General features: G+C 35.6%; 11 protein-coding genes. All 11 read right to left on the reverse strand.

Annotated elements, in window-relative coordinates; all coding sequences use genetic code 11:
* The 11 genes from J2S74_RS21985 to J2S74_RS22035 all read right to left on the reverse strand — a co-directional run bounded on the left by J2S74_RS21985 (position 1) and on the right by J2S74_RS22035 (position 14,133).
* Positions 1-1,614 (reverse strand): type 2 periplasmic-binding domain-containing protein, encoded by a 1,614-nt coding sequence (locus J2S74_RS21985; protein WP_307330180.1) that lies wholly within the window; start codon positions 1,612-1,614, stop codon positions 1-3.
* A 30-nt stretch (positions 1,615-1,644) separates the two neighbouring features.
* Positions 1,645-2,547: a carbohydrate ABC transporter permease gene (locus J2S74_RS21990; RefSeq protein WP_307330183.1), complete on the reverse strand. Its 903-nt coding sequence runs from the start codon at positions 2,545-2,547 to the stop codon at positions 1,645-1,647.
* Positions 2,548-2,567: 20 nt separating this feature from the next.
* Positions 2,568-3,539: an ABC transporter permease gene (locus tag J2S74_RS21995; protein WP_307330185.1), complete on the reverse strand. Its 972-nt coding sequence runs from the start codon at positions 3,537-3,539 to the stop codon at positions 2,568-2,570.
* Positions 3,540-3,892: 353 nt separating this feature from the next.
* On the reverse strand, positions 3,893-5,215 hold the full coding sequence (locus J2S74_RS22000; protein ID WP_307330187.1) for an ABC transporter substrate-binding protein: 1,323 nt from the start codon (positions 5,213-5,215) through the stop codon (positions 3,893-3,895).
* Between the two features lie 16 nt (positions 5,216-5,231).
* Entirely contained in the window at positions 5,232-6,827 is a 1,596-nt protein-coding gene (locus J2S74_RS22005; protein ID WP_307330190.1) for a response regulator transcription factor, read from the reverse strand.
* A complete protein-coding gene (locus J2S74_RS22010) occupies positions 6,802-8,604 on the reverse strand; it encodes a sensor histidine kinase (RefSeq protein ID WP_307330193.1) in 1,803 nt (600 codons plus the stop codon). The genes J2S74_RS22005 and J2S74_RS22010 overlap by 26 nt, the downstream gene beginning before the upstream one ends.
* A gap of 498 nt (positions 8,605-9,102) precedes the next feature.
* The gene (locus J2S74_RS22015; protein ID WP_307330196.1) at positions 9,103-9,810 is read right to left on the reverse strand and encodes an HAD family hydrolase; all 708 of its coding nucleotides are present in this window, start codon (positions 9,808-9,810) and stop codon (positions 9,103-9,105) included.
* A 697-nt stretch (positions 9,811-10,507) separates the two neighbouring features.
* The gene (locus J2S74_RS22020) at positions 10,508-10,768 is read right to left on the reverse strand and encodes a hypothetical protein (protein WP_307330199.1); all 261 of its coding nucleotides are present in this window, start codon (positions 10,766-10,768) and stop codon (positions 10,508-10,510) included.
* A gap of 253 nt (positions 10,769-11,021) precedes the next feature.
* Positions 11,022-11,405, reverse strand: coding sequence for a hypothetical protein (locus J2S74_RS22025; protein ID WP_307330201.1), 384 nt, complete (start codon positions 11,403-11,405; stop codon positions 11,022-11,024).
* Positions 11,402-12,073, reverse strand: coding sequence for an SH3 domain-containing protein (locus tag J2S74_RS22030; RefSeq protein WP_307330203.1), 672 nt, complete (start codon positions 12,071-12,073; stop codon positions 11,402-11,404). Before J2S74_RS22030 ends, J2S74_RS22025 begins: the two co-directional genes overlap by 4 nt.
* 887 nt (positions 12,074-12,960) lie before the next feature.
* Positions 12,961-14,133, reverse strand: a complete 1,173-nt coding sequence (locus tag J2S74_RS22035; protein ID WP_307330206.1) for an ROK family protein — start codon at positions 14,131-14,133, stop codon at positions 12,961-12,963.
* Positions 14,134-14,154 lie beyond the last annotated feature (21 nt).

A 14,154-nucleotide genomic window follows, 5' to 3' on the forward strand; every position in this document is an offset into this window, starting at 1 on the left:
TTAGTCTTTATCAGTTGTGGCGCGATCATATCCTGCCTGTTTAATTTCTAACCACTCTTGTAAGCCTAGACGATCTAACTCAATTAAATAGTCTGCCCACTCTTCTTCTACTCTACCATTTGAAATCCACTCTGCCCTTTTCCTATTTACATAGGGTATTAAATCAGCTTCAATAGTTGCAAGTCGATCCAGTTCCTCTTTGTCGAAAAATACTCTTGGATAAATATTATCTGCTTGCATATGTGGAACCATAACTTTTTCCATCAAACCAAGTCTCCAAGCTGCATCATCCGGCTTCGTTGTAACTGTACCATAGTAGCTGTCTAGAATAGCTAAAGGCCCACCTACTGAAGTTTTCTCTCTTAACTCTACAGGTGCTGTTCCTTCTAAATCAAGGTGTCGTAACATTTGTGCACTTTCATCCCATTCAAAGATGTTTTGAAGCTCATCATCACCGAAAGTACCCCAGTTATTTTGTACTGATTGGTGTGGATCATATAATTGATCAATCCATTTTGCTGTTAATTCAAGATTTTGATTTGCACTTGTAATAACCATTCTAGAACGGTCAAAGCCCATTCCATTTGTTCTTGTGACATTCTTATGTCCATCTGGCCCATACAATGGAGGCATTAAATCAAATGTGTCATTCATCCCTGTGATATTAGCCTTATCCCATGTGAAATACATACCATAACGACCCTCTTGCCCTTTCGCAACATACGCAGGCCAATCATGTTCAAATGCCTCAATATCTATTAATCTCTCTTCGTATAACTCATTCATGAAATTAATAGCATCAATATACCCTTCATCTGCAGCAGTTAATAATACTTCCCCATCATTAGTTACCACCGTACGATCCCAGTTATCCCCTAGACCGAATGAACCAAATAGAAAGCCTGGATCTTGTCCGCCATCATTGATGATAAAGGACATAGGAATGGTTTGTCCGTTTCCAGCTGGATCATTATCTCTAAAAGCAATTAATACGTCTTTTAATTCATCAGTGGTTGTTGGCATATCTAACCCTAATTGATCTAACCACTCTACATTGATCCAAGGGAAATTATCTACTGAGTGAATACTTTCCCTACCTTCCCCTAACTCTTCAATCCAAGGGAATGCATAAATGTTACCATCTGGAGCAGTCATCATCCCTAAATATTCTGGTGCTTGCTCAAGAACAGCCTGTAAATTTGGCATATAATTCTCTATTAAATCGTTAAGTGCGATAATAGCACCGTCTTCTGCTAAATTTAATAATTCATAATCACTAAAAGCTGCATTCTTAATTGCATCTGGCATTTCACCAGTTGCCATCGCTAAGTTTCTTCTCTCACCAAATGTTTCCCCAGTGAAGTTTCTCCACTCAATTTGAACCCCAGTTTTCTCTTCTAAACGTTGGTAAATCAACTTTTCATTTGGATCATCAGGAGCTAACGTGGAACTTGATGTCATGATTTTTAATGAAATACCTTCCTCCTCTAATGGGAACGAAATATCTGATAGTTCATAATCTGGTGACCATGTTTTTTCTTCATTACCTCCACACCCTACAAGAAGTGCTCCTCCTATTGCGAACGCTGACAATGTTTTAACTATTTTTTTCATAACATACCCCTCACTTTTCTAAATTGTCTTTTATTTTAAGGAACCTACCATTACACCTTTTTCAAAGTACTTTTGGAAGAATGGATACATAATTAATAAAGGTAAACTAGCAATAACAATAGATGAATATTTAATCATTTCTGCAATTCTTTGCATCTCAGCTCTAGCAAGTTGGTCTGCAATCATACCAGGTTGCACTTCGTTCTGGATTAGAATTTCACGTAACACTAATTGCAATGGATAAAGGGATCGATCATCAAGATAAATCATCGCTTGGAAATAAGCATTCCATTGTCCGATAAAAGCAAATAGTGCGAGAACAAAAATAATCGGTTTAGCTAAAGGTAAGATGATTTTCCAAAAGATCATGAAATCTGATGCTCCATCAATTCTTGCCGCTTCTTTCAGTTCATTTGGAATCGCTTTAAAATACGTCCTGGCTAAAATAAGGTTCCAGACACCAACTGCTCCTGGCAAAATGATTGCCCATGGTGTATTCAGAAGTCCTAAAGATCTCACAACTAAATAGGTTGGTATCATTCCCCCGTTAAAGAACATAGCAAACAGAAAGAAGATAACAAAGAACTTTTTCCCAACTAGCTCATCCACCGATAACGAGTATCCAGCAAGGATGGTAAAGGTAATACCCACTAAGGTAAACCCTGTAGCATAAATAATAGAGTTAAAGAAGCCTCTCATAATTGTTCCATCCTGAAAGATTCGTATATACCCATCTAAAGTCCAATGAGCTGGGTCAAATGAAATTCCTCTTGTTAACAAAATGTGAGGTTGTAAAAATGATCCAAGTAAAACATACAAAAGAGGAACTGTAACAATGACCACAATTAAACTCAAAAATACTTTGTTGATAAAAAGTATTAATTTATCTGTTTTTGAGCTATTTAATAGTTGATTTGATTTTAACTTACTCATTGTATTTATCTCCTCCTTTCTTAATAAAGTGTTTCTCCTTTAAGTCTTTTCACTACTTGATTGGCAGTTACTAACAAGATCAAACCAATAATCGTGTTGAACAAACCAACTGCTGCCCCGAATGACCAATCACCAGCTAATAATCCTCGTTTATAAACATACGTATCAATAATTTCAGACGCTGGTAAGTTCCTGTCTGTTTGTAGTAAGTAGGCTTTTTCGAACCCTACTCCCATGATGCCTCCAATTGCTAAAATAAAGAGAACAGCCATCACTGGTTTAAGGACTTGAATGTCGATATGCCAAATTCTCTGTAACAGGGATGCCCCGTCAATAGTAGCCGCATCATGTAACTGTGGATCAGTATTCGAAAGTGCTGCAACATACACGATGGATGCAAATCCAGCACCTTGCCATATTCCAGAAGCAATGAAAATTGTTCTAAAATAGTCTGGCTCAGACATAAAGGAAATCGGCCTATCCATGAACAGTCCTAATAACGAATTAATTGGTCCTGCTGGTGATAGAAACATAAACAACATACCGGCTATGACCACTGTAGAAATAAAATATGGTGCATAAATCACTAATTGAATGTTCTTTTTTATCCCTGCTCTTCTCACCTGATTTAACATGAGAGCTAATAATACTGGGACAGGAAACCCAATAATAAGTTCATAGGAACTTAATTTGATCGTATTCAAGAAAATTTGAAAAAAGTTAGGAGAAGTCAAAAAGCTTGTAAAGTGTGCTAATCCAACCCAATCACTACCCCAAATCCCCCTCATTACGCTGAAATTCTGAAAGGCAATCAGCACTCCGTACATTGGTATATAGTTAAAAATAAATACCGATACTACGGCAGGAGCAAGGAATAAATATAAAATATAATTTCGCTTGATATAATTTAAACGGCTTTCTTTCCTTTTTTTAATCTTAGGTAATTGATCAACGCTTGTTGTCTTTACCAAAGCGTCCTCTGGTTTAGCCATGAATATCCCCCCTTAAAAATGTTTTTAGAAGACAACGCTTTCTTAACTTTAATATAGCAAAATCGTTTGAAAGACTATTTCAATATTTTCGGTAATGGTAATTTAAAATTTTCGGAATTGAAACCGGTCAGAAAAAAAGTGCAATGCGCCTGCCTATCGAAGCGGCAACGCGCGCGTTGCCTATTCGAACGAAAAATGCTCTGACCGATAAAAAGTGCTTTTTTGTTTTATTCGGGCAGAAATTTTCTCGAGCCGATGGTGCATGAAGCTAGACGATTATTCAACTACTGTTATACACATTCAGAAAAAATATAAAAGGATCCCCTAGTTGTTAGACTAAAGGATCCTTCTTTCTATGGTACTTTGATTTGTCTTAACCCTGTATTTATTCTTTCCACTGCAGCATTAGCAGCTGCTTCCACATCTCTTCCATCCTTACCGACTTCCTCAAATAATACCTTAATGGCATCGCTCACAACAGGATAAGCGGGAGTTATAGGACGGTTCCTAGAATTATTTTGCAATTGTTGTACAAATATATTTTTTGGGTATTCTTGTAGTTCAGGAAACTCATTTGCAACTGAATATCTTACAGGCAGATCACCCGTAATTTCCACAAACCTCTTTGATCCTTCAAAACCTGTAGCAAAATTTACAAATTGCCAAGCCTCGTATGGATTCTTTGTATCAGATGATATTCCAAGGGCCCAGCCACCATTCGGAGTAACTTGATATTTCTCCATTGGCAAAGGTGCCACTCCGAAATCTTCCCCTAATTTAAAATCATGATCCCTCTCCAATTCCGACAGATGCCAAGAGCCCAATACAGTCATTCCAAGCTGGTTATTTTCTAGTGGTGCAGGTGGCAATTCAGGAGTTGCAACTTGATGTAATTGATATAAGTCTTGATAAAATTGTAATGCTTCCAAAGCTTCCTTTGAATTTAAATAACCATCGGCAGTTTCCCCATTAGGATTAATTATATCTGCACCGAATTGCCAGAGGATCGGCATTTTAAAATAAGCTGCACCTTCCCCTTCACCAAACCCTTGTGCTGGGTCAATTCCATAAACATCCTGTTCTGGATTGCTAATCATTTTTGCTATCTCTAATACTTCCTCCCACGTTAAAGGATTGTTTGGATTCTTTGAAGGATACGGGATTGCTGCCTCGTCGAACAAATGCTTATTGTAAAATAACGCTATGCTTGACTCGACGATAGGAACAAGAAATAACTCACCATTGAAACTCATTCCATTAAGTATCCGATCAGGAATATCCTCTATATTTCCTTCTTCTCTCATATATTGATCTAATGATAATAACAATCCTGAATTAGCATAAAGTGATAAATTTGGGCTATCGATAGCCATGATATCAGGAGGATTTCCGGTAATTAATTCTGTACGTAACCTTAATTCATATTCATTCGCCCAATGCATTGACTTCATATTAATTTTAATATGTGGATAGGTCGCTTCAAAGGCTGAAACTAATTCCTCATATGCTTTATTAAATGCATCATTACCTAGATTCCGTAAAAAAGTCAATTCTATTTGTTCTTGAACATTACGATCATCCTCTACTCCTCGTTCACTAGAAAGTAGAATAATTGAGTAGGAAATACCAAATAAGATAATGGCCGCTGAAATATTGATAACAAACCATTTTTTCATATCCATCCCCCTTCTCTTAATCTATTTCATCAATGGAGTTTCGAAATTCCACAGGTGTTTGACCAACATGTTTTTTAAATACAGTACTAAAATAACCTGAACTAGAAAAACCAACTAAGTTAGCTACATCAATTATTTTCAGCTCTTTATCATTAAGATATTGTTTAGCCTTTTCGATCCGCACATTAACAAGATAATCGCTAAAGTTTTTCCCAATATGATTTTTGAAAGTTTCTGATAAATGAGCACTGTTTATATGAAATAACTCAGATAATGTAGTTAAGGAAATTTCATTGGCATAATGCTTGTCCAAATAATTACGTATACTATCCACAATTAATTTTCCATTGGAAAAACGGGTCAAGCGTACCTTTTCAATAATGGACTCTGCTAATTGGTAAAGATGTTTAATAACTTTACGTTGAGAATTTAGTTCCCAAATACTTTGTTGGCAATTCCAAAGCGTGTTTTGAATATCTTTCGTTTCCATATCATATTTCTTTGCCAAGGAACCTAATAGAAAGAGCACCCGATTAGCCATATACGAAAAGGATAATATAGATTGTTTTTCCGTTTCCCCCATAAAATTGTTCAGTTTTTCCTTAAAGGATGGGAAGTCTGCATTTTCAATAGCATTGGTTAACTTTCTCTCAAAATCAACTGGAAACTCAAAAATTTCCTCCTTTATCTCTGTCTCATCAATAACTTGTGACAGGGAGCCGATTTGACTTTGACTCCAAGCAAGCAGGCTTGAAATATAACCAGTTTTAAATTCCCTAATTCCTGATACCATATTTCCAATTCCAATTACAGTCTCCACATTCAACAATGATTTTACGTTTTTTTGTATTTCTTTTACTAAGGTTGTAGTACTATCATTATTAGACTCTATAAGATGAATAAGTTGAATCATATTTGGATGACTTGGATCATAAAAAGTATAAGTTCCTGTATGGGTCTGTACTATTTCCTTACAAAGCATTTTAAAAGGCAGCCACATTTCCTTCAATCTAGCTGGATTTTCATCATATTCTCTCATTTCTACTGATAAAAACCGTACTTTCACACGCTCATGGGATAGTTCCTCTAAATGAAGCTGCCGTAGTCTTTCATGAACCATATTCAGTTCAAACCATTCTTCCTTTACTAAATGGAGTAAATATTGTTCTTGTACCTCTTGAAGATGGGTACTCGCAAGCCAGCGTATTTGAGCAGATTCTGCTAGTTTCTTCTTCTCATCCTCAATTTCCTTACGAACCTTCCTTAATACTTCCACCAGTTCATCAGGGGCAACTGGTTTTAACAAGTAATCCTTTACTCCCTCCTTCATGGTACTTCGTACATACTCGAATTCAGAGTAACCAGATAATACGATAACCTTAATATGAGGAAATTCTTCATTACAGCGTTTTGCTAATTCTATTCCATCCATCTTAGGCATTCGAATATCTGTAAGGACTACATCCACCTCTGTCGTTTGGAGTAATGCCAACGCTTCTTGGCCATTGGATGCTTCCTGTACTATTTCAAACCCCTCATCTTTCCAATCTACCTTCATTCTTAATCCTTTTCGTATTTGGATTTCATCATCCGTTATCATGACCTTCAGCAACTAGATCCCTCCTTTTTAATTGGATATTCAAAATAATTTTGGTCCCTACATTATTTTTGGTTTCAATCTTATATGAAAAATCCTCACCATAATACAGCTTTAACCGCCCAAGGACATTTTTAAGTCCAATGCTCGTCCCTTTACTATCTAAAACATTACTTGTTTCATTATTATTTTCTTGATGAGCCATCAGATCTTTAATGACCTTTTCAGACATACCAATCCCTTTATCCTCAACAACAATAATTAATTGATTACTATTTATCTTCGTTTTAATATATATTTCTGCATACTCCTTTTCCCTAAAGCTATATTTCACTGCGTTTTCAACAAGTGGTTGCAGAATAAACTTTATAATCGAAATTCCTTTTGTTTCAGGATCTTCTTCAACTTGAACAAATATGGTATCTTCGTACCTTAGCTTTAAAATTTCAGTGTAGCTGCGAATATAGTTTAATTCCTCGCCTAACTTCACAATATTACTTTTTGTATCTAGTGAGTATCGCATCATTTTCCCCAAGTAGACACTAACATTCATAACCTTTTGGTTTTCCCCTTGAACAGCCAATCCACCAATAATCTCAAGGGTATTATTTAAAAAGTGAGGATTAATTTGAAGTAGCAATGCTTTGTACTCCGCGTCCTTTCGACGGAGATTAGCCTCATACTCTGTTTCAATCATGTTTTTCAACTTATCAATGGTTTGATCGAACACTCTCACTAAGTAACCAACTTCGTCATTTTGAGATTTTATCGTTGGTATAAATTTTTTTGCACCTGAAAAATCCCCCCGTTCCATGTATCCCATAGCCTTTGCAAGATTCCCTAAAGGACTTGTAATATTGGTAGAAAACATGTAAGATGCTACAAGCGTTAACAAGAAAGCGATGCCACTTGTTAATAATAAATTAAGTTGAATCTGATTTACTTGAGCAAACAAATCAGATTCTGTTATTTCACTAATAAGTATCCAATTGCCGACAGAAAGCTTTTGAAAAAAAATAAAGTAATTCTCTCCATTGTAATTCGTTTCTACTAATCCTCTATCATTAGCGTCACTAGTTATTTTAGATAAACTATCACTTAGTACCTCCGTTGGAGTTTCAATGGTCCCTTGTAACACGTTTGCTCCATTTTCATCAATAAGATACCCTCGTGCACTTTGACCAATGGCTATATTACTTAAGGCAGTTTCCAATAATTCTGTTGGAAAATTAACCTTAATTATTCCACCTTGAACTAACGTATCAACATTAAAAAGAGGTAAAATAAAGCTATTTACGTGGCTGTTTACCGATGGTTGCTCATAAGGGTCTATGTGAGACTTTACATAGGATTGACCGTTTTCCATGAAGTCGATGTACCAATTCATGTCATTTAATGCAGAATGATTACCCTCTACCCCAGTACCATCATGAAGATAAACAGAAATAGACATGCCATTTGAATTGTTTATTCTCATAGAGGTGAGCAGGTTTCTTATTTGATTATTTCTTACACTTCGTTCCCCATCTATATACGAAACCTCTGAATGATCCCTTAGCCACTGTTGAGTCGTTTGACTGACAAGGACCTGTTTACCTAGATCTTCTGCTTGCGAAGTGATGGAATCTACATATAAAGAATACTGATCCATCATTTCTATAGAGAAATCTTGAGCTTGCTCTTTAATAAAAGAAGTGAACCAGCTTGGAATAATAAAAGATAAAATAACGATTGGCACGGTAAGCAAGCATGTAAAAATAAGAAACAAACGATTTCTTAAAGAAAAATACATCTAATTTCCTCCCTAAAAACGAAAAAGAAACCCCTTACATTTCAAAGTATTATAGTAATAAGTACTAATTATAGCATTTTACTACCTTATCTACCTTGGTAACTTACTGTAAAATTTAAATACTCCTATTCCCATTACTCTTTAATGGGCTAGTGCAAATATAATTTAGCATAATAACTCCAGTTAACTAAATATAATAAAAAGCATTTAGGATTATTAATAAACCAATCATTGCCAAAAAGATAGAAACTAAAATATAAGCTAATGCAGTTGTCGCATTAATTAAAACATATGAATCCGCTGGGACATTACTGATAAACATGTCATCATAAGAAATTAATCTATACAAACCAAGAGAAACCATCCACCCTTTGTAAATCGTCTCCCCTATACTGGGGATCAGGCACTTTAATCCCAAGAATGTACCATCTCTAGAAGTTTTCAATGGAAACCTAAATAGGAACCAGGATGACAATCGCTGATTCCTACCATAACGAACTAAGCCTTTTTCACAAATAAATCCAATAACTCTTTGGCACTATGCACTTCTTTATCTGGTTTATAGGTAGCATTAGTCGGTAAATCTTTCTTACGATGATTCATCCAGATCGCTTGCCAACCTGCTTGTTTTGCTCCGATAATATCTTTTTCAAAATTATCCCCGATATACACGGTTTTGGTTTGGTCAAGGTCCAATTTCTGTTCAATAAAATCAAATACTTCTCTTTTCGGCTTTGCATGACCAATCGTTCCAGAAATAAACGTCATTTCTGCTGGGATCCAACGACTAAGGCTGAGCTGTTTAATTTTCATTGCTTGATGTTTTTCTTCACCATTTGTAAGAATTCCAAGCTGTTTCCCTTCTTTGTAAAGTACATTTAGTAGTTCTTCGACTTCCGGAAACAAGGTAATGTTTTTTTGTTCGGTCACATACGTTTCATGAAAAATAGTCGCTTTTTCCGTATCTATAGGGATGTTAAATTCCTTACAGGCAGCCATAATTCGTCCGGTTTGCCATTCAAATTGAGATATTTCACCTGCTTCACTTTGATCAAATAAAATCTCGCTATACTTTCGACTAGCTTTATATAATTGATCGATTTCTTCGTTTGAAAATGGCTCTTGAAAAAGCTTCCTCACCGTTTTATGAAAAGATTGTGCTTGATCATATAGTGTATCATCGACGTCAAAAATTATCGTATCCATTCTCACAGCCCTCCTTATATTATGATGATATCACTTATTTATCAACTAGAGAAAACAGAGAGCCCAACTAACTACTCCCTTCATCTAATCAAACAAAAAGCAACAGCATCTACCCTATCAAGTAGGAAAGGTGTTGTTACTAGTTATTTTGCACTGTATAAAGTCTTACCTTCACTAATTTAATTCTACCATCAAACAAAAACACTGATTGAAAATAGTATTATTTTTGATGCTTTTTTGCGTTCGTTCCATCTCTTAATTAGTTTTCCGTTTTGAATGTTATTATCATTGCGAAACGTAATTTGTCTCCCAAAACTGAACCCGTTTACATGGATACTATTAATTTTTTAATTTTTATCAGAGAATTTTTTGCTTTTTATCATCCCCTTTTGCAGTTCTCTACTTTGTACCATCCATTTACTAAAAATACATATCATTAATCGATAGACAAATTTCATATTGTGAAATGTTTTGAATTTTTAATGTTTACGTTAATAATTCCCCAAAAAATGTATAACACATTAATATTAATTTTAGAAACTAACAGTAAATGTTGATCGATTTCTTTTTGAAATAAATTGAACTATTACTCCAATCTTGCTAAAAACAAGTCTATTCTTAATAAAAAGCCTAAATCTGATAAACCATACTTCACACAGAGCATCACACACAAATCCGTTGCAATATCAAATTAATTTCATGTCTTTGTAAGCGGGTCCTGTTCATGTGCAGCTAATATATCAATTAACTTATTCCGATACTCCAGCCTCTTTTCTAAATTCTTATGAGCAAGGTTTGAAACTTCATTCGGATCCTCAAGGATATGAAAAAGTACTTCATACCATATATATTTCCACTCCCCGTCTGTCATCATGAAGGAACGATTCACGTTTCTGTCAACAATTTTGAAGTGAAAAAACCTAACCCTCCTTTGAACTGCCCCGTAAATGTTAGACATCAAACTAACATTTAACGAGGAATTAGACTTTGGTCTTCCAAAATCATGCCAATTGTGTAATATCACTTTCTATTGAATAGTATGGTTGTACAACGCAGCAAAAAGCGCTGATTTTCTTTCGTTCCCATCTTGAAAGTACAAGACCAATCTTGAATCCTTAATTGTTTTTCAGCCCCTTATGCCAAAGAAATTAACTTAGTATCAACTATACCAGGTATCAAAAACCATTTTAATGTTCTTATTTTCGTACAAGTTATTGATAAATAACAAGCCCCGGTTTCGGGTTGAGATTCATAACTTCTTCTGGAGTCATTAAAGGATCATCATAGTGGACCCCTGGTATATCAGAATAGTAATACCATAATTTAAAGCCTTTGTATGGTATATTCGTTGCCTTGGAATTTGTGGCGTGGGTCGCTATCTTTCCGGAAGGTGGACCCCAACCTGACGTATTATGCACAAGCAACACGGGATCATAATCAACGGATATGACTTCAATATCAGGTACCATCTTTTCAACGAACTGATGGAAAACAAATTGTCTTACACCTGGGATGTTTTTGGCAATCATATATTCACGCATTGTTTCTTGAATTTGATTTATTTCATGGTCAGATAAATACCCTATCTCTCTCATTGGATTATTCGTACGCCATTCCGGTCAAGCGCTAGATGGACATTTGGATATCTCAGAAATGGCAAAATTTCATTAAGAGCATCGATAGGATGGTATTTCCCCATTTGATGGTCAAGATAGACTAAGACTCCATTCTTATAGGTTTCCTCAACGTATGACATCATTTGGTCGAAATTCATTCTACCAATTTCGCCTCCCGGCTGAACCGTTCCATAAATAAGGTAAATTGCTGGAATGACACCTTTATCACCATTAACAGTTTCGTATTTTTCAGCTGTCTTTTCTAACAGAGGTATAAGCTCTTGAACAGAGTGTCGTCCTACAATTCCCATTAATCTAGAATTAGGGTGTCCGTAATAGGCCACTACCGTATTATCTTCAAAGAGGGTTGGAGATGTAAAGAAATCATTCATTTCCTCATCTTCAAAAAGGCTTGGATCAGATAAGAATTCTCTAGAATCCCTAACTGTAAATCTAGTTAAAACCCAACCTTCAATCGTATTATCTCCACTCCCAACTTGAATATTTAACCAGTCATCTTCCCCATCTTGAACTTCTTCCAAAACTTTTACTTGTTTTCCTTTAGTGATAATCCCAAGTGAAGCCTGTCCCCTTGTTCCTTTGTATACTGATGCAAGGATTTGAACTTGGAATTCCCTCAGACTCAAAAAACACTTACCCTTGTAACATTATATATTTACAAGGGTAAGTGTATGTATAAAAGAAACAACAATAAACAAGAGAATAAGCGCTTTAGTTTGAAATTCCTTGTTGCGTAGTATAGGCCTTACCTTCACTAATTTAATTCTACCATCAAACGAAAACACTGATTGAAAATAGTGTTATTTTTGATGCTTTTTGCGTTCGTTCCATCTGTTAATTAGTTTTCGGTTTTGAATGTTATTATCATTGCGAAACGTAATTTGTCTCCCAAAACCGAACCCGTTTAGAATTATTCTCTCAAGTCCAGCCAAATCACCTCCACATGACTTGAGTGTGATGGTGAAAGCATCATCAATAAGATCAAATAAAGGTGGTCTTACCTTTTATGCTAACTATACAAATAGGGTAGTCCATTCTGCCCTAAGGACTACCCATTTTTTAAATTAGGATAATATGGTTTACCCCTATATATGTTCCCTTATGGTTGTACGTAGCTTCGCAGGGCATAATACCGCCAAGCTTTGATCGTTGTTTTACATGTTTACTCGAGCAAACGACACGTTTGTCGGGGCAAACATCGTGTTTGTTAGAACAGAAGATGGGTTTGTAAGGTCAAACGTACTGTTTGGTACTTTTATAAAAAAATAGAATTTTAGATAGTATTTTGGAAATACTAGTTATTTAAAATAGAATCTTTTCGTTATTGGAGGCCAAAATGAAAAAAGTAGAAGTGACTTTCTTAATGTACGATGAAATGAGGACAACTGAACTAGTCGGTTGTGAATTTTCTTAATTATTTGATTAGAATAAGGTAATATTTAAAATGATCATCTGCAAATCTTGGACAGATGATCATTTTCAACTACTGTTACAAGGTAATTATCTGTTAATATTATTTGAATAAACCGCGAAAAACTTGGATTGCCGCTCCGATAGCAGCAGAGTCTTCTCCGAGACTACCTTTCCTAATAACGACATTGTTTCTTCTTGTGGAATACATATGCTCTTTAGATACACGAATAACTTCCTTGTAGTAGTCTTCCGATTCGTAAATTAATTTCCCATGTAAAACGACGGTGCTTGGGTGTAATATGTTGATCATATTAGCAATTGCAATTCCGTAGTAATAAGCTGATTCCAACAGTTTCTTTAAAATATCATCATTATTTATAAGGAGACCCAACAGTTCATCAACCGTTTTTAATTTAAAAGGGGTCTGATTACTTGTTTCTTCTATACTTTTAAAGATAGCATCAAAGGATACATAGGCATTTAAGCAGCCTTTTTTACCGCAAATACATGTCCTTCCGTTTGGTTCGATAATGATATGACCATAGGAGCTCGTATCTCCTTCACGAAAGTTTAAAGAAACTCCCTTGTTAATAAAGCCGCAGCGAATACCATAACCGCTTATACAATAGAGCATATCTTCATTCTCAAATTCATGGTATTCATATTCGGCTAAAGCGGCCGTATTTGCTCCATTATTTAAGAAAACCGGAACGGCAAATGCCGACTGAAACATCGTAACGATATAAACATCTTTCCAACCCTCTGCTAGAAATCCTTCTGGATTGAGAATAATACCTTTCTCCCTATCCAGTGGTCCAACAGCACCAACACCAATCCCCAACAATAAATCAATAGGTATAAGGTGCTCCTCTAGTAAAACGTTGATATTATGTATGACTTTGTCAATAGTTACTACCGGTGTATGGGAGTATGTCAATGTAAACCGCTTCTGACCAATTGACTCAAACTTAATATTCAGTAAGGCAATATTGACATGGGTCCTGGATATTTCGATTCCTATTACAAAACCGGTATTTGGTACCACTTCATATAGGGCAGGGGGTCTCCCCCCACTAGATTCGCCATATCCACTTGTTCGGATTAGACCCCTGGCTTCCAGTTCACCTACCATACGAGTTAATGTTGTTTGGGGTATATTGATTTCATTCAAAAAATCAACCTTTGAAGCCTTTCCTTTTTTATGTATTAATTGATACACGGATTTTTTTAGTTGATTTTTTGCCGAATCATCTTCAAGAAATGCCTTTAACACCTCAGTAACACCTCCTTTTCC

Origin of the sequence: Evansella vedderi (assembly GCF_030813435.1) — a bacterium.
In the GTDB taxonomy this organism is placed as follows: domain Bacteria; phylum Bacillota; class Bacilli; order Bacillales; family Salisediminibacteriaceae; genus Evansella; species Evansella vedderi.